Genomic DNA, 25,189 nt, shown 5'->3' with positions numbered 1-25,189 from the left:
TATTTTTTATCCTTTATGTGCAGGATCTTCGTCCAAATATTTTTTAATTAGATGATGTCCTAAATATATCGCTGGAGTCAATAAAATAGCTATTGCTAATTTAAAAGTATATCCTATTAATCCTGAAGATATAAAGGTGTCAAAATCAATTTTTCCAGGCAACCAAAAAGCAATTCCTAAAACAATAAATGAATCAAATAATTGCGAAATAACAGTAGAACCGGTTGCTCTCAGCCATATTTTCTTCTCGCCAGTTCTGTTTTTAAAAAACCAAAATATCCAAACATCGATAAGCTGCGAAGCCATGAAGGCTATTAAGCTCCCAACTATAATCCACATACTTTGCCCAAATACTGCTTGAAACTGATCATCATTTACTGGACTAATTCCTTTTGCAGCGGGAATAGTAACGGCCATAAAAAGGATCAAAAATGCATAAGCAATCAGACATGCGGTTATGAAAGAAAGTTTTTTTACACCCTTTTCACCGAAATATTCATTAATTAAATCGGTGGTTAGAAATACAATTGGCCATGGCAAAATTCCTATACTCATCACAAAAGGTCCAATTTGGATTAATTTACCTCCAATTAACTCAGCCACAACGGCATTGGTTATAAATATTCCTGCTAAAATTACAAAAACAATTTCTTTTCTGGTTCTAAACATTTGATTTTTGGTATTGATGTTTCAAAAATAAACTATTTCTTTAAATCTTTGAAACTATAATTTTTTAGCATATGAAGTTTGCTCTTGATTAGTTAATTTTGAGATTCTGTTGCATTTTTTGCCAGTCAAATTTTGCATAAAATTAATTAATGCATTTGTTATGAAAACACCTATAGAATTAGATAATCCATTGTTAAAAGATTGGTCTGGACCTTATGGAGGCGTTCCAGATTTTACAGCCTACAAAGTTTCAGATTTTAAGCTCGCAATAGAATTTGCTATTAAGGAAAAATTAGAAGAAATTGATGCAATTGCCAATAATCCAGAAGAGGCGACCTTTAAAAATACGATTGAAGCATTGGAACTTTCTGGCGAAAAATTGGATAGAATTCACGCAGTTTATGGTATTTACAGATCCAATTTAAGTACTCCAGAATTTAATGCGATTGATACCGAAATGTCTCCAAAATTGGCAGAGATTAATGATAAACTGTTTCAGAATGAAAAACTGTTCTCTAGAATTGAAAGCTTATACAAATCAGATGAAAAGCAAAATTTAACCAAGGAACAGCAGCGTGTGCTTTGGTTGTATTATACTGATTTTGTTAGGGAAGGAGCAGAGCTAAATGAAGAGAATAAAGAGAAAGTGGCTAAGATCAATCAGGAATTGGCAACACTTTTTACAGCTTTCAGTCAGAAGTTGTTGGCAGAAGAAAACAATCAGTATATAGAATTAAAAACAGAAGATGATTTTGAGGGTTTACCTGAAGAATTTAAAAATGCTGCTATTGCAGAGGCAAAAGAGCGAAATCTGACTGCTTTAGGCTGTATTGGAAACACTAGATCTTCAATTGAACCTTTTCTGACTTTCTCAAACAGAAGAAATTTAAGAGAAAAAGCTTTTGATATTTTCGTTAAACGAGGCGATAATAAGAATGAAAATGATACAAACAAAACACTTGTGTCGATTCTAAAATTAAGGGCTGAAAAGGCAAAGATTTTAGGTTTTAAAAACTTTGCAGAATGGAGTTTATCAAATAAAATGGCTAAAGATCCACAGAAAACGCTCGATTTGATGCGTTCTGTATGGAAACCAGCGGTAGAAAAAGTAAAAAATGATGTTTCAGCCATGCAAAAAATGGTTGATGAAGAAGGCGGAAATTTTAAAATTCAGCCTTGGGACTATCGTTTTTATGCAGAAAAAGTGCGTAAAGCAAAATACGATTTAGATCAAAATGAAATTAAACAGTATTTACAGCTTGAAAACTTGCGCGAAGGAATGTTCTGGACGGCTGGAGAATTGTTTAACTTAGGTTTTAAGCAATTATTTGATGTTTCTGTTTATCATCCTGATGTTCGTGTTTGGGAAGTGAATAATAAAAATACAGGAGAAGCGATAGGACTTTGGTATTTTGATCCTTATGCGCGTACAGGAAAGCGTTCAGGGGCATGGATGAATTCGCATAGGGATCAGCAGAAGATAAAAGGGAATGTACTTCCTATTGTGTCGAATAATTGCAATTTTATAAAAGGAAATAGCGAAGAACCTGTTTTGATTTCGTGGGATGATGCAACGACATTATTTCATGAATTTGGCCATGCGCTTCATGGTTTGTGCTCAAATGTTACTTATCCAAGTCTTTCAGGGACTTCTGTTGCCAGAGATTATGTGGAATTTCCATCTCAGCTGTTAGAGCATTGGCTGGCAACGCCTGAGGTTTTAAATAAGTTTGCACTTCATTATAAAACAAATGAACCATTGTCTCAGTCATTGGTGGAAAGAATAGGGAAGGCTGCTAATTTTAATGAAGGATTTGCAACGGTAGAAACGATTTCAAGTTCGTTTGTCGATATGGAATTGCATTTAACGACAGAAACGATTGATCCGCATGCATTTGAAAAGAAAGTTTTAGACGAGATTAATATGCCGTCAGAAATTGTAATGAGACATAGAATTCCGCAGTTTGCTCACATATTCTCAAGCGACGGATATGCGGCTGGCTACTATAGCTATTTATGGGCAGATGTCATTAATGCAGATGCTTATGAGGCTTTTCTGGAAGCAGATGGGCCGTTTGATAAAAGTGTTTCTGAACGTCTTTATAAAACAGTTTTAAGTGTCGGAAATACTATTGATAACGAAGAAATGTATGAGAATTTCAGGGGACATGCCCCAAAATCTGATGCATTGATGCGAGCAAGAAATTTTCCAGTTGAGAATTAGCTTTATATGAAAATAAAAAAGCCCGAATAAATAAAATATTCGGGCTTTTTATATTGAAAATAATATATTAACCTAAAGTAACTCTTTTGAAACCTGTAATTTCAACATTGAATCCTTTAACATAATCACCAACTTTTTTACTATCATCTTTGATGAAGTTTTGATCTAAAAGAGCTTTCTCTTGATCTAAAGTAGTGTTGTCAGAAATGAAACGTTGAACTTTTCCTGGAAGAATTTTGTCCCAGATTTGCTCTGGTTTTCCTTCAGCTTTTAATTCAGCTTTAGCATCTTCTTCAGCTTGTTTAATAACTTCAGGAGTTAACTGAGAGAAAGAGATGTATTTAGGAACATTTTTCAAAGTTTTTCCTAAACGTTTTGCTTCTTCGTTGTCTTTTTCGATTACAGCAATACGAGCAGCAAGTTCAGATTCAACGAAAGCAGGATCAAAATCTTTGTAAGATAAAGTATCAGCTCCCATAGAAGCAACTTGCATAGAGATATCTTTTGTTAAAGTTTCAGCGTTTGGAACTGGAGCAGAAATTGCAGTTAAAGCAGCAATTTTGTTAACGTGAACATAAGATCCAACGTAAGCACCTTCTAAAATTTCAAAACCGCCGATTTCGATTTTCTCACCAATAACTCCAGTTTGCTCGATTAATTTCTCAGCAACTGTAATTCCGTTGAAATCAGAAGCTAATAATTCTTCTTTTGTAGAGAAGTTGATAGCTCTTTCTACTAAATCTTTAGCTAAAGCAACGAAAGCCTCATTTTTACCTACGAAGTCAGTTTCACAGTTTAAAGTGATGATAGCTCCTTTAGTGTTGTCAGCATTGATAAAAGAAACAGCAGCACCTTCAGCAGACTCACGGTCAGAACGGTTAGCAGCAACTTTTTGTCCTTTTTCTCTAAGGATTTGTATCGCTTTATCGAAATCTCCTTCAGCTTCAACTAAAGCTTTTTTACAGTCCATCATTCCGGCACCTGTAGATTGTCTTAATTTATTTACGTCTGCAGCAGTAATTGTTGACATAATATTTTGAATTTTTAATGTTAAAAGTAAAAAATTCCAGCTTTTAAATCCCAAACTCCAATTTTATTAAATTATCAACATAACGTTTTTAATTTTGTATTTTGGAATTTGGAATTTAAAATTTGGAATTTAAAATTTGATTTATTCTTCAGTTTCAGTTGCAGGAGCAGCTTCAGCCTCAACAGCAGGAGCTTCTTCAGCAGCTTCAACTTCTTTTTCAGCACCTCTGTCAGAAAGACCTTCGATTACTGCAGTAGTTACTAAAGATAAAATTTTGTCAATTGATTTAGAAGCGTCATCATTTGCAGGAATCACGTAATCAACCTCTCTTGGGTCAGAATTCGTATCAACCATTGCGAAAACTGGAATGTTTAATTTTTGAGCTTCTTTTATTGCGATGTGTTCAGCTTTGATATCTACTACGAACAATGCTGCAGGTAGTCTAGACATATCAGCAATTGAACCTAAGTTTTTCTCTAATTTAGCACGTAGACGATCAACTTGTAAACGCTCTTTTTTAGATAAAGTGTTGAAAGTACCATCTTTCTTCATTTTATCGATAGAAGACATTTTTTTAACTGCCTTTCTGATAGTTACGAAGTTAGTCAACATACCACCTGGCCATCTTTCAGTGATGTAAGGCATGTTTGCAGCTTTTGCTTTATCAGCAACGATGTCTTTTGCTTGTTTTTTGGTAGCTACGAATAAGATTTTTCTACCTGATGCAGCGATTTTTTTCAAAGCTTCGTTAGCTTCTTCAATTTTAGCTGCAGTTTTATATAGATTGATAATGTGAATACCATTACGCTCCATATAAATGTAAGGAGCCATGTTTGGATCCCATTTTCTAGTCATGTGTCCGAAGTGAACACCTGCTTCTAGTAATTCTTTTACTTCTATTTTGTTTGCCATTTTTGTACTAGTTTACGTTCTGTTGATTAGCAATGTGTGAATGGCGATTTCTCTGGCTTCATACATTTAGATGCTAAACTATATCCTACCTCAATAGGAGAGCAACAATAACTGTGTTTTTTAATTTCAATAAATAATTGATAATGTCTTGTCCCATCTGAACAAGACAGGTAATATTAACGTTTAGAGAATTGGAATCTCTTACGAGCTTTCTTCTGACCGAATTTCTTACGTTCAACCATTCTTGGGTCTCTTGTTAATAAACCTTCTGGTTTAAGGATAGCTCTGTTTTCAGCGTTAACTTCACACATTACACGTGCTAATGCCATTCTTACAGCTTCTGCCTGACCAGTTGTACCACCTCCGTAAACGTTTACTTTTACGTCAAAGTTGCTAGCGTTTTCAGTCATAGAAAGCGGTTGTAAAACTTTGTATTGTAAAGTTGCAGTTGGAAAGTAAGTTGCGAATTCTTTTTTGTTTACAGTGATGTTTCCAGTTCCTTCAGAAACGTATACACGTGCAACAGCGGTTTTTCTTCTACCGATTTTGTGAATAACTCCCATTACTTAAGATCATTTAGGTTAACAGTTCTAGGTTTTTGAGCTCCGTGTTTGTGCTCAGATCCTACAACAACATTTAGATTTCTAAAAAGTTCAGCACCTAATTTGTTTTTAGGCAACATACCTTTTACAGCTTTTTCTACTAATGCAGCTGGATTTTTAGCTTGCAATACTTTAGCAGTTAAAGTTCTTTGTCCTCCTGGGTAACCTGTATGACGCATGTAAATTTTGTCATTCATTTTTGTACCTGTAAGGTTAATTTTTTCTGAGTTGATAACAATTACGTTATCTCCACAGTCAACGTGCGGTGTGTAACTTGGCTTGTACTTACCTCTTAAGATCATTGCAACTTTAGAAGCAAGACGTCCTAAGTTATGACCTTCAGCGTCAACAACAATCCACTCTTTAGTTACAGTGGCTTTGCTTGCTGAAACTGTTTTGTAGCTTAATGCGTCCATAATATTATTTTAATTAAACATTCCATCCCCAATAAAGGGGATGCAAAAGTACAATTAATTATTTTAAAACCAAATACCTGAAAAGAATATTTTATCTGCTGAAAATCAGGGCTTCAGTTTTTTAATTAAAACATTCAAAAAAGTATTTGAATTATTTGATGGAGAAAGCTTTTGAAATTGTATGTTTTTTGTGCAAAAATATTGTTTATAAGGTATATAGAACAATTTATAATATAGATTTCAGAAAAATCATATCGTTTGCTGGTTTTCTTTGGAAAAGGCTTGATTATTTTAAATACTGATAGGTGTTTTTTGTTTTATTTTAGGTAATTCTACTATATTTGTATTAATTACATAAAATTCAATTGGATGAAAGCTAAAGCAACTCTAAAACAAATTGCGAAGGAACTTGGTGTTTCTGTTTCGACTGTATCTAAAGCGTTGAATGACAGTCCAGAAATTAGTGAACAAACAAAGGTGAAGATTAAAGAGTATGCCAAACTCAAAAATTATAAGCCGAATGTTATTGGTTTGAATCTAAAAAATCGTAAAACAAAAACGATTGGGGTAATTATTCCTAATATTTTAAATTCTTTCTTTGCGAAAGTTTTTAGCGGTATTGAGAAAGTTGCCGATAAAAAAGGATATAATGTAATTACGTGTATCTCTAACGAATCTTTAGAGAAAGAAATCCACACGCTTGAAATGTTAAGCAATGGAACAATTGACGGATTTATTCTTTCGGTTTCAGAAGAAGCTCAAAAACTTCAAGATTACAATCACTTTTCGGAAATTATTAACGATGGAACGCCAATTGTGATGTTTGATCGTATTGCTGATGAAGTTGATTGTGATAAGGTTGTGGTAGACGATTTCGATTCGGCATTAAACTCAACTCAGCATTTAATTAATCTTGGATGTAAAAATATTGCTTTAATATCTTCTGTAGATAATCTAAGTGTTGGAAAACTAAGAGCTGATGGTTATTTAAAAGCTTTAAAAGACAATAATATTCCAGTTAACGAAAAAATTATTCTTCGTACCGATTCTGAAGAAGACATGAAAGCTAAAATAGATGCGCTTTTTGAGAATAAAATTGATGGAATTTTTGCTTTGGACGAAAATGATTCGGTTGCGGCTTTAAGAGTAAGTTTGAAAAAAGGATACAGAGTTCCAGAAGATATTTCGATCATTGGTTTTGCTGATGGTATTTTAGCTTCAAGACGTTTGTCGCCAAGTTTGACTACAGTAAGTCAGCATGGAGTTGAAATTGGAGAAGTGGCTGCCAAAAGATTAATCGAAAGATTAGAAGAGCCAGAAGGAACAGTTTCAGATTATGAAACAATCGTCATCAAAACAAAATTGAAAGAAAGAGAATCAACTCGAAAAAAATAAAATAAATATATTTTGACAAAAAAAAGGACTGTGTGAACAGTCCTTTTTTTATACGTTATTCTCCTTCGTCGAAATAGACAAGATTGGATGATTTTTTATTTATAAATCCAAAATCAACAATCTAATCTGAAATCTAAAATATATTAATGCGCTTCTAACCAATCTTTACCCATTCCAAGTTCTACTTCTAAAGGAACCGACATTTTAAAAGCATTTTCCATTTCGTGTTTAATCATAGGCTGGATTTTTTCGAGTTCATCGTTATGAACATCGAACACAAGCTCATCATGCACTTGCAGTAGCATTTTAGATTTCCAGTTTTCGTCACGAAGTTTTTTATGAATATTGATCATGGCAATTTTAATCACATCGGCAGCGCTTCCTTGAATTGGCGCGTTGACAGCATTTCGTTCTGCGGCGCTTCTTACAACGGCATTAGCAGAATTAATGTCTTTTAAGTATCTACGGCGCCCTAAAATAGTTTGCACATAGCCTTTTTCTCTTGCAAAATCTACTTGATCTGAAATATAAGATTTAAGACGTGGATAAGTTTTGTAATAAGCATCGATCAAAGCAGCACTTTCGCTTCTTGAAAGTGAAGTTTGGCTACTTAATCCAAAAGCAGAAACACCATAGATAATTCCGAAGTTTACCGTTTTGGCATTGCTTCTTTGTTCGCGGGAAACTTCTTCTAAAGCAACATTAAAAACCTTTGCAGCGGTTGCTCTGTGAATATCTTCTCCGTCTTGAAAAGCTTTGATCATATTTTCTTCGCCACTTAGAGCTGCAATAATTCTTAATTCAATTTGCGAGTAATCGGCAGAGATTAAAGTATAGTTTTCATCGCGTGCCACAAAAGCTTTACGAATCTGGCGTCCTCTTTCAGTACGAATCGGAATGTTCTGTAAGTTTGGATTGTTAGAACTCAAACGACCAGTTGCAGCAACTGCCTGCATATAATCGGTATGAACGCGTAAGGTCTTTTTGTCAACCTGTTCTGGTAATGCTAATATATAGGTGCTTTGCAGCTTTACCATTTGGCGCCAATCTAAAATATCTTTTACAATTGGATTGTCATTTGCTAAATAAGTCAAAACTTCCTCACCAGTTGCATATTGTCCGGTTTTGGTTTTCTTTTGCTTAGCTCCGCCAATTTTAAGTTTATCGAATAAAATATCTCCTAATTGTTTTGGAGAAGCAAGGTTGAATGTTTCGCCAGCTGTTTCGTATATTTTCTGTTCCAAAGATTTGATTTCAACATCCATTTCTTTAGACATTTGTTTTAAGAAATCAACATCTAAACGAATGCCTTCCATTTCCATATCAGCCAAAACGCTTACTAGTGGAATTTCGATATCATCAAACAGCTTCTTAGTTTCAGTTCTATCTAGTTCAGTTGTAAAGATTTCTTTCAGTTGTAATGTAATGTCGGCATCTTCAGCAGCATATTCTTTAATGTCTTCCAAAGGCACATCACGCATATTAAGCTGATTTTTTCCTTTTTTACCAATTAGAGTTTCAATTGATTTTGGAGAATATTTCAAATAAGTTTCTGCTAAAATATCCATATTATGACGCATATCTGGATTGATCAGATAATGTGCAATCATAGTATCAAAAAGCTTTCCTTTTACAGTAACGCCGTAATTAGAAAGGATTTTTAAATCATATTTTAAATTCTGCCCAATTTTTTCAATGTTTTCATTTTCAAAAAACGGAACAAATTTTTCAATCAAAGCTTTTGCTTCTTCTTGATTTTCAGGAAACGGAACATAAAATGCTTTTCCTTTTTCGTAAGAAAATGACATTCCTACCAATTCTGCGTGCAAAGCATCGATTCCTGTAGTTTCTGTATCGAAACAAACTGCAGACTGTTTTTGCAGATTCTGTAAAAGCAATTTAATTCCTAAATCACCTTGTATGGTCTGATAGGAATGTTCTGTGTTTTCTAAAGTGTTATAGAAAGAAGTTCTTGGAGCCTCTGTATCTTCATCTGCACTAGCACTTCCAAAAAGATCAAATTGATCTTCATTTTTGGCAGGAGTTTTTTTAGCTGGTTTTGCATCTGGAGCAGCATTGGCAGTCTGAGCGCCATCTGTTCTAAATAAATTGTCGAACTGCTCAGCCATTCTTCTGAATTCTAATTCTTGAAAAATAGCATCTGTTTTTTCTATATCTGGACGAGAAAGTTCGTAATCTTCCTCATTAAAAGTAACGTCGCAATCTGTAATAATGGCCGCCAGTTTTTTAGAAAGAATTCCTTTTTCTTTATTCGCTTCAATGTTTTCTTTCATTTTACCTTTTAGCTTGTCTGTATTAGCCAAAAGATTTTCCATAGAACCAAACTCTTTCAGGAATTTTTTCGCTGTTACTTCACCAACACCGGGCAATCCAGGAATGTTATCCACCGCGTCGCCCATCATTCCAAGAAAATCAATTACTTGCTCAGGTCTTTCAACTTCAAATTTTGCCAAAACCTCAGGAACTCCCCAAATTTCGATTCCGTTACCCATTCGGGCAGGTTTATACATAAAGATATTTTCAGAAACCAATTGCGCAAAATCTTTATCGGGCGTTACCATAAATACCTGATAGTTTTGTTTTTCGGCTTGTTTGGCAATTGTTCCAATCAAATCATCGGCTTCGCAACCTTCAAGTTCAATAATCGGAATATGCATGGCTCTTAATAGCTCTTGAATATACGGAACAGCAATTTTAATTGCCTCTGGAGTTTCATCTCGGTTTGCTTTGTATTCTACAAACATTTCGGTTCTCACATGGCTTCCCCCTTTATCGAAAGCAACAGCCAAATGATCTGGTTTTTCTCTTTTAATAACATCTAAAAGTGAGTTCATAAAACCCATAATTGCAGATGTATCCATTCCTTTTGAGTTGATTCTCGGGTTTTTTATAAATGCATAATAACCACGAAAAATTAGTGCATAAGCATCTAGAAGAAAAAGGCGTTTTTGAGTTGACATATTAAAAATATTAGTCTGTAAAAATAAACAATTGAGGTTGCAAAAATTAATCAAAAAAGAAATTTTTTACCATATCAAGGTATATAAGTTCATTTTAGCTGAGATGCGTCTGTAGGGAAGCACCGCAGTGCGTCTTCTATTTCATCTGTAATATTATTTTATAGTGAATATTTAAAATGAACTTATATACCTTGATATGGTGAAAATCTGCAAAGCGTTAATATCAAGTTAAAATTTTTTATTCAGGGATTTCTTCATTTTCTCTTCATGTTGCGAAGGTAATTTTGATCTGTAAAATAAAAGGTATTAATTCTTAAATCTTAGAAATCATGAGAAATTTATTAATGGTATTAGTGGCAGTTTTAGGAACAAGTGCAATGGTTCACGCATTTCCTGCAAAAGATGGTAAAGATGCTCCTGCAAAAGAGGTAAAAGCAACAAAACACCCAAAAAACAAATCTGATAAAAAAGTAAAATCAGGAAAAAGTGAAGCTTCAAAAACAGAAACAGCAAAAGTAAATAAAGAAACAAAAAAAGAAGCAAAAAAATAATTTAATATATAAAGTTGGTTAATTTAAAAATTTAAAGATCATGAAAAAATTAGTTTTATTAGCAGTAGCAGTTCTAGGAACAAGTGTAATGGTAAACGCTCAAACAACTCCAGCTCAGGCAGCGCCTGCAAAAGAAGTTAAAGCAACCAAACATCATCATCATAAAGGAAACAAAAAAGCAAAAGCTGAAGCGCCAAAAGAAGAGGCTGCAGCTGTGAAAAAATAAGAATTGCTCTCGTTTTGTTTTCGAAGCATTGTAACGGAGGCAAAAACAGGAATAATGATTATGAGAATGCGATTGAAGAAGCTGATGAAGAAATTTGTCAGCTTTTTTCATTCGTTAATTTTTTAATAATGTACAGCTGAATTTTTGATAATTGATTAATTTTAGTTGTGCTTAAATGCTTTGTCTATGAATGTTTTAATTGTTGAAGATAATAAAGAGCTTGCTGTAGAAATTTACGATTTTTTATGTAATGCAGGTTATATCTGTAAAATTGCCAATAGTTGTGCAGATGCTTTGGAGGAATTTGGAAGCAATGATTATGATGCCATGCTGTTGGATTTGGGTTTGCCTGATGGAGACGGTTTTGAGGTTTTGCAGACGATTCGAAAAACTAAATCAAAAATCGCAGTAATTGTGCTCACCGCCCGAGGAGAATTGGATGACAGGATTAACGGGCTTCATCTTGGAGCCGACGATTATTTGACTAAACCTTTTGCTTTAACAGAATTGGCGGCAAGATTGTTTGCAGTGATTCGTAGGATTCATGGTTTTACCTTAAACAATTTAAGTATTCATGGCTTTTTGCTACAGCTTCAAGATTATAAAGTAAGTTTTAATGAAATTCCTTTAAGTCTTACCAAAAAGGAGTTTGATATTTTCCAGTATTTAGTTCTTAATAAAAACCGTGTCATTACAAGATTGCAATTGACCGAACATATCTGGGGTGATATTTTAGAAGTGAATTCAGATTCTAATTTTATCGATGTCCATGTTCGAAATCTCCGAAAAAAATTAGACAAACATACTTCAATAGATTGGTTTGAAACAGTTCGAAATGTGGGTTATCGTATAAACGAATAAATTTATTCTTGTGAAAATAAAACATCAATTAGCCATTTTTAATGCCATGACCAGATTGTTGGTCATTTTGATTTTATGGCTAATGCTTCCTATTTTGGTCGAAAGTGTGGTATATCGCCATATTAATAACACATTGCTGGAGAAAAAGAAAAAATTTATTGAACATCTTAATCAAGAAGAAATAAATGATTTTATAGAAAATCCAGATGACACGACTGAGACTTTTGCTGAATTTTCAACTTTGCATAGTGAGTTTTTGGTGCTGTCTAGGGTTCCTATAAAGCCACATCAGAAAAAATCAACTTTTACGAACGAATATCGTAAGATTGAAAATGAAGAAAGCGAGTACAGAATATTACAGCATCATTTTACTTATGAAGGTGTAGATTATCAGCTTGAAATAGGCAGCAGTCTCAGTGAAGTCAACGATTTGACTTTTGTAATCAGACTGTTTATTATAATTGTATTTGTGGTGATTCTATTCATTACTTTTTTGGCTGATACTTTTTTTATCGAATACCTTTTAAAGCCATTTTATAAAATAATTGATACCAAAATTAGGCGTGTAAACGAACCTGAAACGTTTGACCATACTCCGATAAAAGCGGCTTCAAGAGATTTCAGAGAATTGGATTTTGTTTTGAACCAAATGATGGATCGAATTGCGGAGGTTTTTAAAAAAGAAAAACAGTTTATTTCGAATGTTTCGCACGAACTTTTAACACCGATAGCATTGCTCAAAAATAAACTAGAAAACTTGCTGCAGAATGAATCTTTAGATGACAATGCGGTTGATAAAATTGCGGGTTCTTTAAAGACGCTAGATATGCTCAAAAAGATTATCAATAATTTATTGCTGATTTCCAGAATAGATAATAATCAGTATGAATTGAATGAAGCAATTAATCTTCGCGAAATTATTTCTGATCTGCAAGAGGATCTTCAAGATCGTATTGACGATAAAGAAATTCACTTCCAAAATAAAATGGAAAACAATTTTGTTTTTACCGGAAACAAAACTTTAATTCATATCCTGATTTATAATTTGGTAACCAACGCCATAAAATATAATAAACCGCAAGGAAAGATTATTGTTGAAGATGGTTTTGCAGATCATCATTATTTTATTTCGGTAAAGGATTCCGGAATTGGAATGGATGAATCACAGCTTGAGAAAATATTCAGCCGTTTTGCCAGAATCAACTCCGATCAGGAAGGGCAGGGCTTAGGTCTTGCAATTGCTAAGAGTATTGCTTCTTTTCATCATATAGAAATTACTGTAGAATCTGAATTAGGAAAAGGAACTTCTTTTAAATTATGGTTTCAAAATCACAATTAAAAGTTAAACTTTTCTGTAAGACTTTTTCTTCATTTTGTCTTCATTTTCTGATTATACTTTTGACTTATAAATAATGAAAATAACAAATCATAAAAATTTAAAGTCATGAAAAAATTAGCAATTTTAACAGTAGCAGTTTTAGGAACATTTGCAATGGCAAGTGCGCAAACAACTCCAGCACCAGCAAAAACAAAAGAGGTAAAAACTGAAAAACAAGATAAAAAAGCAAACAAAAAAGCTAAAGGAGAGAAAAAAGCAGAAGCTGCAAAAAAAGAAACTCCAAAAGCAAAATAATTAAATAGTTTTAAAGGTTGGTAGATTGAAGCTGAAAGAGTGATCTTTCAGCTTTTTTATTTTAACAGCGTTAAATTTTTTATAATAAAAAGAAATAGAATTTTCATTCTTTGTTACTTTGTTTAAAACTATATATTAAATGATTTTTCGTTTTATAATTCTATGTGCTCTTTTATTATTTATTGAGTTCTATTCCTATCAGGCTTTTCGAACTTTAATCAAAACACGCTGGATTTTGATTGGTTATCAGGTTATAAGCTTACTGGTTTTAATTTTTATTATTTATTCTTTTTCGCAGGTAGATCGATCTGTCGGTCAAACTAGGCAATTTATGTTTACCACAGGTTTAATGCTAACGGTATATGTGCCTAAAATTTTGCTTACGCTAATAATGTTCAGCGAGGATATTTTTAGAATAGGAGCTAGTATCGTAAATTATTTTATTTACAATACTCCACGCAAAGAAATGATGCCTGACAGAAGGAAATTTGTTAGCCAACTGGCGTTAGGTTTGGCAGCGATTCCATTTCTTTCTATTATCTACGGAATTTTTGAAGGCAAATATAATTTCAAAGTAATCAAACAAACTGTGTTTTTTCCAGATCTTCCAGATGCTTTTGATGGATTTAAAATCACTCAGATTTCAGACGTTCATAGCGGAAGTTTTGATAATCCTGAGAAAATAAATTACGCTATTGATTTAATCAATGAACAAGAATCTGACTTGATTTTGTTTACTGGAGATATTGTAAACACGCATGCTAAAGAAATGCATCCGTGGTTGGAAACCTTTAGCCGTATTAAAGATTATAAATATGGAAAGTTTGCAGTTTTAGGAAATCACGATTATGGCGAGTATGTGACTTGGCCTTCTGAAAAGGAAAAAGACGAAAATTTTAAGGCAATTAAAAATTTGTATGGCCAGATTGGTTTTAAATTAATGCTGAATGAACATACTTACATTCAAAAAGGTGATGATAAAATTGCTCTGATTGGTGTTGAAAACTGGGGAGTGAATTTTAAGAAAGCAGGTGATTTAAATAAAGCGTCTGAAAATGTTCACAAAGACGATTTTAAAGTGTTAATGAGCCATGATCCAAGCCATTGGGATGCTGAAATCAAAGATCACCCAAAGAATTTCCATCTTACGTTTGCAGGCCACACGCATGGTATGCAGTTCGGAATTGAAATTCCAGGATATTTTAAATGGAGTTTGGCACAATACATTTACAAACAATGGGCAGGATTGTACGAAAATGTTGGAAGATACGTTTATGTTAACCGCGGCTTTGGTTTTCATGCTTATCCAGGACGAGTTGGAATTATGCCCGAAATAACAGTAATTGAACTAAAAAAAGGCCAGAATGTCGGTTAATTCGTTAAAAATGCTACATTTGTATAATATTTATTTCTTTTAGAGATTTAAAAAACTTAATTTTTTGGTTTTATGTCAAAATTTGGAGAACTAATAAATGCCCAAGTTCCAGTGTTAATTGATTTTTACACAGATTGGAATGAATCTTCAGTTTCTATGCATCCTGTCATTAAGGACGTAGCTGCTGCGCTTGGCGATAAAGCCAAAGTAATCAAAATTGATGTAGATAAAAATCAGGAACTAGCAGAAGCACTTCGTATTAAAGGGCTTCCAACTTTAATGATTTACAAAGAAGGCCAAATGATCTGGAGACAATCTGGAGAGCTTGATGCCAATACTATAATCGGAATTGTTCAGGAACAATTTAACGTCTAAATAACTTCTCTTTTGTTGATGTTATTTAGTGGATAATGTCAAACTTATATCCGTTTTCTTTTAAAAAATGCAGTGTTCTAGGCAAAGCAAATCTTAAATTTGGAGAAGCTTTAATGCTGTCATGAAAAACAATTACGCTGCCAGATTTTACATTTTTGGTTACATTTTCAAGGCATTTTTCTGGAGTAATGCTTTGATCGAAATCAGCGCTTAAAACATCCCACATCACAATTTTATAGCCCAAACTTCTAAGGATTTTAGATTGCGCTTTTTTAATTTTTCCATAAGGGGGACGGAATAATAAACGACGAGGAGCTTTTTCTTGCTCATCCAAAATAGCGGCACAATTTTTTACATTTTCGATATATTCATTGGTATGGATTTTCCATCCATTTACATGATTCATCGTATGGTTGCCAATGGAATGTCCGTCTGTAATTAGCTTTTCAAATAAAGCCAGATTCGCTTTAATGTTTTTACCGATGCAGAAAAAAGTAGCTTTTGCATCAAATTTTTTTAATTCAGATAAGACCCAGTCTGTAATTTCTGGAGTAGGGCCATCATCAAAAGTCAGGTATATTTTCTTTTCGTTGTTAGGGATGTCCCAGCAATATTTAGAAAATACCTTTTTTATAAATGCGTTAGTTTTTACCCAATAAAAGCTCATTTTGAATTAAAATTGTATTAGTATGCATAAAATTAAAAAATGCAGCGCTATTTATCAAACAGCGCTGCATTTTTTTAATAAGTAAGATTTTTGTATATTATTTATTCTTTTTCACGTCCAAAACGCTCAAAAACATTCACGTAAGTATTAAATGTTGTTTTGTGCTGGTTGTAAAAAGCAGTGTCTTTATTATCATCCATTACATGCAATAAGCTTCTGTAACGCTCAATATCTGTAATAATGTCTACAGCCAAATCAGTTTGATCAGAAGGAGTCAATGTACTGTAATAGTTTAGATTCTCTTTATATTTCTGAACCAATTTGTTTAATAGATCTTGTGCTTTGGCTTTTTCTCCAACTTTGTAATAACCATCTGCAAAAGCTTCAACTAATGAATAATATCCGTATTTGTCTAAAGGCATTTTGGTCATCGCTAAATTGATTACGTTTTTAGCTTTGTCAATTTTACCTTCTGCAATAAGCTGATTCATTAATCTCGAAAGATTAGTACGGTAAGTAATGCTATTTCTTCTCGTTTCAGGATCGTGATAGATGTTTCCATTGCTATTGCCCCAATCCCATTTCATTACAATATCGTACATTTTATCTGCATCAATTTGTCCCATATCTAATGGTCCGCCATCTTTAGAAGGAGTATTTTTAATTGGAACCAATTTATATACCATTCCGTCCAATTGCAGATAATCTTTTAACCATAAATAATCTTCATCATCAAAAGCTCCGCCGCTAAAATAAATTGGTCTCTTCCAATTGTTATTAGCTAAAATATCAAGCATCATTAAACGGTTTTTGTATAGCGCGCTTCCTTTGATATCAATGTCTAAGTAAGGAACAATAGAATCGTAATACTTAGGATTCACTACTTTATTTTGAATAATAGTGTTTTTGTCCACATTTACTCTAATCTTGTTTGTTGGGTAGAAATGAATAGTTTGTCCGTTTTGCAATCCAACAGTCGATTTAGGATTTTTGATGAAATCGATAAAATCTTTAATGTTCCAACGAGTATCAATTTTTTGAATATAAGCTGTGTAATCCAAGTTATCTCCCACATATTGGCTATGAACAAAAGAAATAGGCAACGGATTTGATTCATAAGACTTCGCTTTCATTTGGTCAATGTACCAGTCTGTCATAAATAAACTCGTATTTACAATCTTCACATCGGTTCTAAAATGCTCAATTTCCTGCGCATACCAAAGAGGGAAGGTGTCATTGTCTCCAATGGTAAATAAGATCGCGTCTTTGTCGCAAGAACTTAAATAAGCTTTTGCCATTGCAACTGCTGTATATCTTCCAGATCTATCGTGATCATCCCAGTTTTGAGAAGCCATTAAAACAGGCGCAGCTAATAAACTTCCAGCAATAATTACCGGTCCAGCAATTTTTGGAGCCAAGTATTTATACAAACTTTCATAGAGCGAATAAACACCAAATCCGATCCAGATGGCAAAGACATAGAATGAACCTACAAGAGCATAATCTCTTTCACGAGGTTCAAAAGGTCTTTCATTCAAATATATTTTTAGTGCAATTCCTGTAAATAAAAATAAAGCTAAAAGTACATAGAAGCTCTTCAAATCTTTGTTTGCATGATACATAATACCAATTAATCCTAAAATAAAAGGTAGGAAATAATAAGCGTTACGACCTTTGTTGTTTAAAACATCTGTTGGAAGGTTGTCTTGTGAGCCTAAATGAACAGAATCTAAAGCTTTGATACCGCTGATCCAGTTTCCGTCCAAATTATCATATTTACCTTGAACATCATTTTGGCGTCCAACAAAATTCCACATCAAATATCTCCAGTACATGTATCCAAACTGGTATTCAAACATAAAACTGAAGTTGTCCGCTGTAGATGGTTTTTCGATAATTAAATATTCTCCGTAGCTTCTTAAGAATTTTACATAACCTTCGTTGTCAATTTGTTTTTGAGCATACGCTCTTCTAAACTCAGAAACTGTTTTTTCAACTTCATTACGCAATTGAGCTGTAGCTTTGTTGTATTCGTCTTCGCTCAATTGACTAGCGTCGATTCCGTATTTTGCCAAATCTTCATCATAATTATAATTAGGATTGATTCGGAACTTTGGAGGATTTGTAAAGTTGATATAGTTTTGAATGTGTCCCGTTTCTGTACTCCACATTCTTGGCAGAATGGCTTTCTGGTTGTCATCAGAATTTTGTTCTGCATTTTTATAATTATTGGTAATAATATATTTACCTGTTTTATAATCTCTTTCGTAGTTTGGTTTTTTATCTAAATAAGGCGTTTTAGCGTCAAGACCAGCAAAAAGTTCCGTGTATTGAGGACCATAAAACAAAGGATTTACACCATATTGTTCACGATTATAGTAAGCTAAAACCTCTGTAGCGTCTGATGGTTTGTTTTCGTTAATAACCGTATTGGCATTTGCACGAACAGGAAGCATTAACCAAGTTGAGAAACCAATCAAAATGAATAAGATACATAATATAATAGTGTTGTAGAATATTAAACCTTTTTGTCTAGTGTATTTTAATCCAAAATAGAAAAACGCAATAAATAATAATGCTACAAAGATAGTTCCTGAGTTGAACGGAAGTCCCATGCTGTTTACCATGAAAATTTCGGTTTTTCCGAAAAATGCCATAGTAAGAGGAAGAAGTAATTTGAAAATGAATAATAAAATTCCAATAACAACTACATTGGCAATAAGGAAGTTTTTAATCGTAACTTTTTCGTAGTGTTTGAAATAGTATAAGAATCCAATAGAAGGAATGGTCAAAAGAGCCATGAAGTGAACTCCAAACGAAAGACCAACTACCAATGAAATGATTAAAAGCCATTTATTTCCTTTTGGTTTGTCCATGTCTTGCTCCCAGCGTAAACCAAGCCAGAAAAGCAATGCGATTAATAAAGAAGCCATTGCGTAAACTTCGGCTTCTACTGCATTAAACCAAAAGCTATCAGAGAAAGTGTAAGCCAAAGCACCTACAAAAGAACTTCCTAAAATTACAATCGAATTATTTTGGTCAATTTCGGTAAAGCGACCTACGATTTTTTTCAAAATCATAGATGATGACCAGAACATAAATAATATGGTAAATGCGCTAGAGAAAACAGACATCATGTTAACCATTAGAGCCACATGTTGAGCATCTATTGCAAACATGGCAAAAAATGCGCCCATCATTTGGAAAAGTGGAGCTCCTGGTGGGTGTCCCACTTCAAGTTTGGCTGCGGTAGCAATATATTCTCCGCAATCCCAAAAGCTCATTGTAGGTTCTACTGTTAAGGTGTAAGTTATTAAAGCGATTGCAAATGCAAACCAACCAATAATTGTATTCCATTTATTGAAATTGAATTGTGCCATATTTAGGTGTTAAAAATTTGAATGTTTTTCTATCCTACAAAGAAAATGTTTTTTTATGTAAAGAAACGAGCATTAACAAAAAATTCTATAAAACAATGCGCAATAAGTAATGCGTTGTCTATGAGGAGTTTTTAATATTGAAGCGGATTTGAATGTGAAAAAAATCAAAAAAAATGATTTTTTTTGGCCAAAAAGTTTGCACAAACTAAATAAAGACTTAAATTTGCACTCGCTTTACAGCACTGCTGGTCTATGGTGTAATGGTAACACTACGGTTTTTGGTGCCGTCTTTCTAGGTTCGAGTCCTAGTAGACCAACAGAAAAAGCCTCTCAGAAATGAGAGGCTTTTTTATTTGAAAAAAGTTTTCTTTAAAATTTGCATAAATTAAATAAAGTTTTAATTTTGCACCCGCTTAACCGCACTGCTGGTCTATGGTGTAATGGTAACACTACGGTTTTTGGTGCCGTCTTTCTAGGTTCGAGTCCTAGTAGACCAACAGAAAAGCCTCTCAGAAATGAGAGGCTTTTTTATGCTTTAAAGTTAGGTTTTTTAACGCAAAGCGCGCTAATTTTTTTAGAGTATAGAGTTTGTTAAGCTTTATGCGTCTTGTTTTGAATATAGCCCGTGATTTCAACCACGGGAAATGTTGTGAAAGGCATATTTTTTGGGAGGCTTATTGCGGATCTATTTATGATTTAAAGAAGAAGGAACAATTCCGAATTTCTTTTTAAATGAAAATGAAAAATGCGAAAGGTCTTCAAAACCAACGCCAATATATACTTCAGATGGCGGATTTCCTTGGCTGATTAGATAATAGGCTTCTTGAAGTCTTTTGTTTAAAAGCCATTTTCCGGGTGTTTCCTGAAATACTTTTTGAAAATCTCTTTTGAATGTTGCCAAGCTCCTTCCAGTCAGATAGGCGAATCGCTGCATTTGAACATTGAAATGGAAATTTTTATTCATAAAAGCTTCCAAGTCAATTTTTCCAGGTTCATTAAAATCAAATAAAATGTCTTTTAATTCTGGATTCACTTTTAATAAAAGATGAATGGCTTCCTTAATTTTTAAATTGAACAAAGTTTCGTTGTTTTCTTCTTCGACTTCGAGATAAGAAATCAGCGATTCCATGAAGGATTTGTAGAGCGGGTTGGGTGCTAGTGAAAACATGGCTTCTGTGTTAGCTTTTTTGTCAGCTTTCAAATTGTACTCTTTGCTAATTTCTTTTAAAATTTCCTGATCCAAAAAAAGAGAAATGGTTTTAAATTCTCCTCCTTCTGGCGGAATCTTGGTAAATTTTGCCAAATGGTTTCTTCTGCTAAAGCGAAAATCTCCCGGTTTTGAATGAAAGGTGTTTTTGCTGTCTGAAGCGATCATTTCGCCAGAAATCTGATAGCTGAAAACATGTTCGGGTATAAAATGCTCGCCTTCTCGACTGCGTGCGTAATAACACGAGTAAAGGATTTTGGGCTTTGTGTTTGGTTTGATGCTCATATTGTAAAAATACTAAAAGATCTGGAAATCTTTAGATCAAAGATTTCCAGATTGATGAAGATTATTTTGGCTGAATCAATGCTCTTGGTTCTAAATAAGCTTCAAGGCCAATTGTTCCAAACTCGCGCCCGATTCCAGATTGTTTAAATCCGCCAAAAGGAGCCATTGGGTCATGGCCAATTCCGTTAATCTGAACACGGCCAGCGTTAATTTGCGAAGCGACATTATATGCTCTTTTTGAATCTGATGAACTTACATAGGCTTGCAAGCCATAAGTGGTGTCATTGGCAATTTCAATGGCTTCTTCTTCTGTTTTGTAAGTAATGACAGATAGAACAGGGCCGAATATTTCTTCTCTTGCTATACGCATCTGATTGTTTACGTTGATAAAAACAGTTGGTTTTACGAAATTCCCGCTTTCAAGTCCTTCTGGTTTTCCCAGTCCGCCAATTAATATTTCTGCGCCTTCGTTAATTCCGGTCTGAATATAGTCTTGAACACGGTTAAATTGTTTTTCGCTAACCATTGGGCCAACTGCAGTGTTTGGATTTTTTGGGTCTCCCACAATGAAGTTTGGAATCGTTTCTTTAATAAGAGATTTTACTTCGTCTAATTTGTTTTCTGGGATTAATAATCTAGTTCCGGCAATACATGCTTGTCCGTTATTCATAAATGCTGCGGCAATGGCAAGCGGAATAGCTTTTGAGAAATCTGCATCATCTAGAATTATATTTGGAGATTTTCCGCCAAGTTCAAGGGTAACTCTTTTCATGGTGTTGATGGCTTCTTTTGCAATAATTTTTCCAACGTTTGTTGATCCTGTAAAAGAAATTTTAGAAATATCTGGATTTCTGCTTATTTCGGCACCCACTATTTCTCCTGATCCATTTACAATATTTACAATTCCCTTTGGAAGTTGTGCATCGAGTAAACATTCGATCATTAATTGAGTCTGTTGAGCGCTCATTTCGCTAGGTTTAATTACGGTTGTGCATCCTGCTGCAATTGCTGTAGATAGCTTGCTGCAAATGAAGCCATTGCTCGAATTCCACGGAATAATAATTCCAACAACGCCTATGGGTGTCATTTGAACTTCAGATTCGCCCATTGTTTTAATAAAGCTGTAAGAGTTGAGGAGATTGATTGCGGAGTCAAAGCTCTTCAGCATGTAATCGTAGCTTACACTGGCAAACTGAAATGTGCCTCCGTATTCTTCTGTCATTATATTAATAAAGTCATCTTTCCTTTTTTCAACAGAAGATTTGATTTTTTCAAGATATTGGATTCTTTCTGAAGGTGTTGTTTTAGAAAAGGTTTTAAAGGCATTTTTCGCTGCTTCGATTGCGTTTTGAGTGTCTTCGGTATTGCCCAAAAGAACTTTTCCTAATTTTTCATTTGTTACTGGGCTAATAAGGTCGAAATATTCAGTTCCTTTTGGAGTAACAAATTCTCCATTGATGTAAATTTTGTCTATTGTTTTCATTTTGTTGTTTTTAATGAATTTTTATTTGACAAATTTCCGCATTAAATGGATTGACCGTTTTGTTGAAAAGCTCAGTTAAACTTTGTTGAGAAGCTCATTTTTTTTGCATAAAAAAAGCTTCTCACTGGAGAAGCTTTAAGGAGAAAAAATAATCATGTTAGATTTTTAAAGTTATAACGGGTTTAACGGCGTGATTGACCAAGCCTTCGCTGATGCTTCCATTAAAGAAGTGTGCAAAACCAGTTCTGCCATGTGTGCACATTCCGATAACATCAGCGTCTATTTTGTTTGAGAAATTGATGATTCCTTTTTCGATATTGGTGTCGTTGTAAATTTGAGTTGTGTAATTAGTGATATTAAATTCCTCTACAAAATCGTTCATTGCTTTTTCGCTAACATGAGTTGGTTTGAAGCTGTTGGGTGTGCAAATAGTGACTAAGTGTAGTTTTGAATCAAATAGTTTGGTGAAATTTAAAAGTTTTTCAAATGGTTTTTTTGCCTCATCTGAAAAATCAGAAGCAAAAACAATGTTGGATGCATTAAAATTTGGAATATTTTTCTTGATGACTAAAACAGGGATTTCTGAGTTTCTAACTACTTTTTCTGTATTTGAGCCTATTAGTAGTTCTTCGACGCCAGAAGATCCATGAGAGCCCATAATAATTAGATCAATGTCGTAATCTTTGCTTATTTGGGTAATACCGTGTATGGGTTTGTCCATTTTTACAATTTCAGTTACCGGAATTCCTTCTAGATAATCTCTAGAGGCAACTTCGTCTAGCGTTTCGTTTGCTTTCTTCATAAAAAGCATGGTTTCAGGAATGCTGGTCCCTCCCAATATAGCGTCGTTTGATTGCTGTGGCAATTCAAGCATATGAAGAAGAATGAGTTCAGAATTGTTCTTTTTTGCGATTTGAGCCGCAACTCTTAAAGCGTCTTCTGCATGTTCTGAGAAGTCGGTAGGTACTAAAATTCGTTTCATGATTTTGAGGGTTAAAAATTATGAATAATTCGCGTTTTAATGCTATAATAAAGATAAGAAATTATTTTAGAGCAATCAATTTATTTGATTTATAAAAAAATCACTATATTTGCACTGTTATTTATTAAAATCTAAATAATGAGGGGACTAAGTGTCCCCTCTTTTTATAAAATTATGACATTTAAAGAAAAAGTAAACGGATTAATTACGGAAGCTCTTCTGGAAAAACCATCAATCTTTTTGGTTGATTTGGCTGTTTCGGATTCTTTTAAGATTAGTGTTGGTTTAGACGGAGATAATGGAGTGGCGCTGCAAGACTGTATAGATATCAGTCGCGCAATCGAGAATAATCTTGATCGTGAAGAACAGGATTTCTCGCTTGAAGTAGCATCGGTTGGAGTCGGAACTCCTCTTAAAATGATAAGACAATACAAGAAAAATGTTGGTAGAACGCTGATTGTTACCACAAATACAGAAAAAATCGAAGCGGAATTGGTAGAAGCTAATGATGTTTTTATAATTTTGTCTTGGAAAGCAAGAGAACCGAAAAAAGTAGGAAAAGGAAAAGAAACAGTTCAAAAAGAGCAACAAATACCTTATACAGAAATTAAAGAGGCAGTTGTTACGGTAACATTTTAATTTTAATTAAAAAATTCGCATGGAAAATTTAGCATTAATCGATTCATTCTCAGAGTTTAAAGATAATAAACTTATTGATCGTGTAACGCTTATGGCAATTTTAGAGGACGTATTTAGAAATGCATTAAAGAAAAAATACGGTTCAGATGAAAATTTCGATATCATTATAAACCCTGATAAAGGTGATATGGAAATCTGGAGAAGAAGAGTAATTGTTGCCGATGAGGATCTTGATTTTGAAAATGAGGAAATTACATTGACTGAAGCAAGAAAAATTGAGGCGGATTTTGAAATTGGTGAAGAAGTTTCTGAAGAAGTAAAATTGATTGATTTAGGAAGAAGAGCTATCTTAGCGCTTCGTCAGAATCTTATATCTAAAATTCACGAACACGATAATACAAACTTATACAAGCAGTTTAAAGATATTATCGGTGATATTTATACAGCTGAAGTACACCACGTACGTCCAAGAGTAGTTATCTTAGTGGATGATGAAGGAAATGAAATTGTGCTTCCAAAGGAAAAACAAATTCCATCAGATTTCTTCCGTAAAGGAGATAATGTTCGTGGAATTATTGAAAGCGTTGAATTAAAAGGGAACAAGCCTCAGATTATTATGTCAAGAACTTCTGAGAAGTTCTTGGAAAAATTATTTGAGCAAGAAATTCCAGAGGTTTTCGACGGACTAATTACAGTGAAAAATGTTGTTCGTATTCCGGGCGAAAAAGCAAAAGTAGCTGTTGATTCTTATGATGATAGAATTGATCCAGTTGGAGCTTGCGTTGGAATGAAAGGTTCTCGTATTCACGGAATTGTTCGTGAGCTTGGAAATGAAAATATTGATGTAATCAATTATACAAACAATATTCAATTATTTATTACAAGAGCATTAAGCCCAGCAAAAGTTTCTTCTATCAAAATTGATGAAGAAAATAAAAGAGCTGAAGTGTTCTTGAAATTAGAAGAAGTTTCAAAAGCAATTGGTAGAGGTGGTCACAACATTAAATTGGCAGGTCAGTTGACAGGTTATGAATTAGATGTTATACGTGAAGGAGATATCGCTGGAACCGTTGCAGATGAAGATGATGTTGAATTAACAGAGTTTTCAGATGAAATTGAAGAGTGGGTAATTGAAGAGTTTGCAAAAATAGGTTTAGATACTGCAAAAAGTATTTTAAAACACGACGTAGAAGATTTAGTAAGAAGAACAGATTTAGAAGAGGAAACAATTCTAGATGTTATGAAGATACTAAAAGAAGAGTTTGATAGTTAAGCTAAAAGCTTGCATCTGCTCTA

Annotated in this window: 22 protein-coding genes and 2 tRNA genes; 13 read left to right on the top strand and 11 right to left on the bottom strand. The window is 33.7% G+C overall.

Features of this window, described 5'->3' with window-relative positions; all coding sequences use genetic code 11:
- Window positions 1-6: 6 nt before the first annotated feature.
- Entirely contained in the window at window positions 7-669 is a 663-nt protein-coding gene (locus BLP44_RS00200; protein ID WP_091127989.1) for a queuosine precursor transporter, read from the bottom strand.
- Between the two features lie 160 nt (window positions 670-829).
- On the opposite strand from BLP44_RS00200, the gene BLP44_RS00195 reads away from it, so the two are divergent.
- The gene (locus BLP44_RS00195) at window positions 830-2,893 is read left to right on the top strand and encodes a M3 family metallopeptidase (RefSeq protein ID WP_091127986.1); all 2,064 of its coding nucleotides are present in this window, start codon (window positions 830-832) and stop codon (window positions 2,891-2,893) included.
- Window positions 2,894-2,960: 67 nt separating this feature from the next.
- Here the strand turns inward: BLP44_RS00195 and tsf are convergent, their stop codons facing one another.
- The 4 genes from tsf to rplM form a co-directional block, all read right to left on the bottom strand.
- On the bottom strand, window positions 2,961-3,923 hold the full coding sequence (tsf, locus tag BLP44_RS00190) for a translation elongation factor Ts (protein ID WP_091127982.1): 963 nt from the start codon (window positions 3,921-3,923) through the stop codon (window positions 2,961-2,963).
- Between the two features lie 141 nt (window positions 3,924-4,064).
- Window positions 4,065-4,835 carry a 30S ribosomal protein S2 gene (rpsB, locus tag BLP44_RS00185; protein WP_008466790.1) on the bottom strand — a complete coding sequence of 257 codons (771 nt, stop codon included), beginning with the start codon at window positions 4,833-4,835 and terminating at the stop codon, window positions 4,065-4,067.
- A gap of 176 nt (window positions 4,836-5,011) precedes the next feature.
- On the bottom strand, window positions 5,012-5,398 hold the full coding sequence (gene rpsI / locus BLP44_RS00180; RefSeq protein WP_008466792.1) for a 30S ribosomal protein S9: 387 nt from the start codon (window positions 5,396-5,398) through the stop codon (window positions 5,012-5,014).
- Complete coding sequence (gene rplM / locus BLP44_RS00175) at window positions 5,398-5,853, bottom strand: 50S ribosomal protein L13 (protein ID WP_008466793.1); 456 nt, start codon at window positions 5,851-5,853, stop codon at window positions 5,398-5,400. The genes rpsI and rplM overlap by 1 nt, the downstream gene beginning before the upstream one ends.
- A 369-nt stretch (window positions 5,854-6,222) precedes the next feature.
- On the opposite strand from rplM, the gene BLP44_RS00170 reads away from it, so the two are divergent.
- A complete protein-coding gene (locus BLP44_RS00170) occupies window positions 6,223-7,248 on the top strand; it encodes a LacI family DNA-binding transcriptional regulator (RefSeq protein WP_008466794.1) in 1,026 nt (341 codons plus the stop codon).
- Window positions 7,249-7,391: 143 nt separating this feature from the next.
- Here the strand turns inward: BLP44_RS00170 and polA are convergent, their stop codons facing one another.
- Window positions 7,392-10,229 (bottom strand): DNA polymerase I, encoded by a 2,838-nt coding sequence (gene polA, locus BLP44_RS00165; protein ID WP_091127979.1) that lies wholly within the window; start codon window positions 10,227-10,229, stop codon window positions 7,392-7,394.
- 329 nt (window positions 10,230-10,558) lie between these two features.
- Here polA and BLP44_RS00160 point away from each other — a divergent pair, with 329 nt between their 5' ends.
- The 7 genes from BLP44_RS00160 (at window position 10,559) to BLP44_RS00130 (ending at window position 15,250) form a co-directional block, all read left to right on the top strand.
- Window positions 10,559-10,780, top strand: coding sequence for a hypothetical protein (locus tag BLP44_RS00160; protein WP_008466797.1), 222 nt, complete (start codon window positions 10,559-10,561; stop codon window positions 10,778-10,780).
- Between the two features lie 40 nt (window positions 10,781-10,820).
- Window positions 10,821-11,006: a hypothetical protein gene (locus BLP44_RS00155; protein WP_066032808.1), complete on the top strand. Its 186-nt coding sequence runs from the start codon at window positions 10,821-10,823 to the stop codon at window positions 11,004-11,006.
- 186 nt (window positions 11,007-11,192) lie between these two features.
- A complete protein-coding gene (locus BLP44_RS00150; RefSeq protein WP_008466799.1) occupies window positions 11,193-11,867 on the top strand; it encodes a response regulator transcription factor in 675 nt (224 codons plus the stop codon).
- 10 nt (window positions 11,868-11,877) lie between these two features.
- Window positions 11,878-13,206, top strand: coding sequence for a sensor histidine kinase (locus tag BLP44_RS00145; RefSeq protein WP_244511641.1), 1,329 nt, complete (start codon window positions 11,878-11,880; stop codon window positions 13,204-13,206).
- Between the two features lie 105 nt (window positions 13,207-13,311).
- Window positions 13,312-13,500 (top strand): hypothetical protein, encoded by a 189-nt coding sequence (locus BLP44_RS00140; RefSeq protein WP_066032807.1) that lies wholly within the window; start codon window positions 13,312-13,314, stop codon window positions 13,498-13,500.
- 139 nt (window positions 13,501-13,639) lie between these two features.
- Entirely contained in the window at window positions 13,640-14,875 is a 1,236-nt protein-coding gene (locus tag BLP44_RS00135) for a metallophosphoesterase (RefSeq protein ID WP_066032806.1), read from the top strand.
- Between the two features lie 72 nt (window positions 14,876-14,947).
- Window positions 14,948-15,250, top strand: a complete 303-nt coding sequence (locus BLP44_RS00130) for a thioredoxin family protein (protein ID WP_008466807.1) — start codon at window positions 14,948-14,950, stop codon at window positions 15,248-15,250.
- Window positions 15,251-15,275: 25 nt separating this feature from the next.
- Here the strand turns inward: BLP44_RS00130 and BLP44_RS00125 are convergent, their stop codons facing one another.
- On the bottom strand, window positions 15,276-15,917 hold the full coding sequence (locus BLP44_RS00125; protein WP_066032805.1) for a polysaccharide deacetylase family protein: 642 nt from the start codon (window positions 15,915-15,917) through the stop codon (window positions 15,276-15,278).
- Between the two features lie 101 nt (window positions 15,918-16,018).
- A complete protein-coding gene (locus tag BLP44_RS00120) occupies window positions 16,019-19,297 on the bottom strand; it encodes a glycosyltransferase family 117 protein (RefSeq protein WP_091127976.1) in 3,279 nt (1,092 codons plus the stop codon).
- Between the two features lie 246 nt (window positions 19,298-19,543).
- Between BLP44_RS00120 and BLP44_RS00115 the strand changes: the two genes are divergently transcribed.
- Window positions 19,544-19,614, top strand: a tRNA-Gln gene (locus BLP44_RS00115).
- Window positions 19,615-19,723: 109 nt separating this feature from the next.
- Window positions 19,724-19,794, top strand: a tRNA-Gln gene (locus BLP44_RS00110).
- Window positions 19,795-19,982: 188 nt separating this feature from the next.
- On the opposite strand, the gene BLP44_RS00105 is transcribed toward BLP44_RS00110, so the two are convergent.
- The 3 genes from BLP44_RS00105 to BLP44_RS00095 all read right to left on the bottom strand — a co-directional run bounded on the left by BLP44_RS00105 (window position 19,983) and on the right by BLP44_RS00095 (window position 23,254).
- Window positions 19,983-20,789 (bottom strand): helix-turn-helix domain-containing protein, encoded by an 807-nt coding sequence (locus BLP44_RS00105; protein ID WP_008466823.1) that lies wholly within the window; start codon window positions 20,787-20,789, stop codon window positions 19,983-19,985.
- A gap of 61 nt (window positions 20,790-20,850) precedes the next feature.
- A complete protein-coding gene (locus BLP44_RS00100) occupies window positions 20,851-22,272 on the bottom strand; it encodes an aldehyde dehydrogenase family protein (protein WP_091127972.1) in 1,422 nt (473 codons plus the stop codon).
- A 157-nt stretch (window positions 22,273-22,429) separates the two neighbouring features.
- Window positions 22,430-23,254 (bottom strand): universal stress protein, encoded by an 825-nt coding sequence (locus BLP44_RS00095; protein ID WP_008466826.1) that lies wholly within the window; start codon window positions 23,252-23,254, stop codon window positions 22,430-22,432.
- 174 nt (window positions 23,255-23,428) lie between these two features.
- Between BLP44_RS00095 and rimP the strand changes: the two genes are divergently transcribed.
- Both rimP and nusA read left to right on the top strand, forming a co-directional pair.
- Window positions 23,429-23,893: a ribosome assembly cofactor RimP gene (gene rimP, locus BLP44_RS00090; protein ID WP_008466827.1), complete on the top strand. Its 465-nt coding sequence runs from the start codon at window positions 23,429-23,431 to the stop codon at window positions 23,891-23,893.
- A 19-nt stretch (window positions 23,894-23,912) separates the two neighbouring features.
- Window positions 23,913-25,166 (top strand): transcription termination factor NusA, encoded by a 1,254-nt coding sequence (gene nusA, locus BLP44_RS00085; protein WP_008466828.1) that lies wholly within the window; start codon window positions 23,913-23,915, stop codon window positions 25,164-25,166.
- Window positions 25,167-25,189 lie beyond the last annotated feature (23 nt).

The organism is Flavobacterium anhuiense, assembly GCF_900101855.1.
GTDB classification, from domain to species: Bacteria; Bacteroidota; Bacteroidia; order Flavobacteriales; family Flavobacteriaceae; genus Flavobacterium; species Flavobacterium anhuiense.
Note: the sequence above shows the minus strand (reverse complement) of the source record. Positions and strands in the feature narration are given on the sequence as shown.

What these genes read in the sequence shown, in the direction of transcription:
- BLP44_RS00105 (WP_008466823.1), bottom strand. Translation starts at nt 20,789, where the DNA reads ATGAGCATCAAACCAAACACAAAGCCCAAAATCCTTTACTCGTGTTAT.
- polA (WP_091127979.1), bottom strand. Translation starts at nt 10,229, where the DNA reads ATGTCAACTCAAAAACGCCTTTTTCTTCTAGATGCTTATGCACTAATT.
- BLP44_RS00135 (WP_066032806.1), top strand. Translation starts at nt 13,640, where the DNA reads ATGATTTTTCGTTTTATAATTCTATGTGCTCTTTTATTATTTATTGAG.
- BLP44_RS00100 (WP_091127972.1), bottom strand. Translation starts at nt 22,272, where the DNA reads ATGAAAACAATAGACAAAATTTACATCAATGGAGAATTTGTTACTCCA.
- BLP44_RS00120 (WP_091127976.1), bottom strand. Translation starts at nt 19,297, where the DNA reads ATGGCACAATTCAATTTCAATAAATGGAATACAATTATTGGTTGGTTT.
- BLP44_RS00160 (WP_008466797.1), top strand. Translation starts at nt 10,559, where the DNA reads ATGAGAAATTTATTAATGGTATTAGTGGCAGTTTTAGGAACAAGTGCA.
- rpsB (WP_008466790.1), bottom strand. Translation starts at nt 4,835, where the DNA reads ATGGCAAACAAAATAGAAGTAAAAGAATTACTAGAAGCAGGTGTTCAC.
- BLP44_RS00125 (WP_066032805.1), bottom strand. Translation starts at nt 15,917, where the DNA reads ATGAGCTTTTATTGGGTAAAAACTAACGCATTTATAAAAAAGGTATTT.
- BLP44_RS00095 (WP_008466826.1), bottom strand. Translation starts at nt 23,254, where the DNA reads ATGAAACGAATTTTAGTACCTACCGACTTCTCAGAACATGCAGAAGAC.
- BLP44_RS00170 (WP_008466794.1), top strand. Translation starts at nt 6,223, where the DNA reads ATGAAAGCTAAAGCAACTCTAAAACAAATTGCGAAGGAACTTGGTGTT.
- tsf (WP_091127982.1), bottom strand. Translation starts at nt 3,923, where the DNA reads ATGTCAACAATTACTGCTGCAGACGTAAATAAATTAAGACAATCTACA.
- rplM (WP_008466793.1), bottom strand. Translation starts at nt 5,853, where the DNA reads ATGGACGCATTAAGCTACAAAACAGTTTCAGCAAGCAAAGCCACTGTA.
- BLP44_RS00200 (WP_091127989.1), bottom strand. Translation starts at nt 669, where the DNA reads ATGTTTAGAACCAGAAAAGAAATTGTTTTTGTAATTTTAGCAGGAATA.
- nusA (WP_008466828.1), top strand. Translation starts at nt 23,913, where the DNA reads ATGGAAAATTTAGCATTAATCGATTCATTCTCAGAGTTTAAAGATAAT.
- BLP44_RS00130 (WP_008466807.1), top strand. Translation starts at nt 14,948, where the DNA reads ATGTCAAAATTTGGAGAACTAATAAATGCCCAAGTTCCAGTGTTAATT.
- BLP44_RS00150 (WP_008466799.1), top strand. Translation starts at nt 11,193, where the DNA reads ATGAATGTTTTAATTGTTGAAGATAATAAAGAGCTTGCTGTAGAAATT.
- rpsI (WP_008466792.1), bottom strand. Translation starts at nt 5,398, where the DNA reads ATGGGAGTTATTCACAAAATCGGTAGAAGAAAAACCGCTGTTGCACGT.
- BLP44_RS00140 (WP_066032807.1), top strand. Translation starts at nt 13,312, where the DNA reads ATGAAAAAATTAGCAATTTTAACAGTAGCAGTTTTAGGAACATTTGCA.
- BLP44_RS00195 (WP_091127986.1), top strand. Translation starts at nt 830, where the DNA reads ATGAAAACACCTATAGAATTAGATAATCCATTGTTAAAAGATTGGTCT.
- BLP44_RS00155 (WP_066032808.1), top strand. Translation starts at nt 10,821, where the DNA reads ATGAAAAAATTAGTTTTATTAGCAGTAGCAGTTCTAGGAACAAGTGTA.
- rimP (WP_008466827.1), top strand. Translation starts at nt 23,429, where the DNA reads ATGACATTTAAAGAAAAAGTAAACGGATTAATTACGGAAGCTCTTCTG.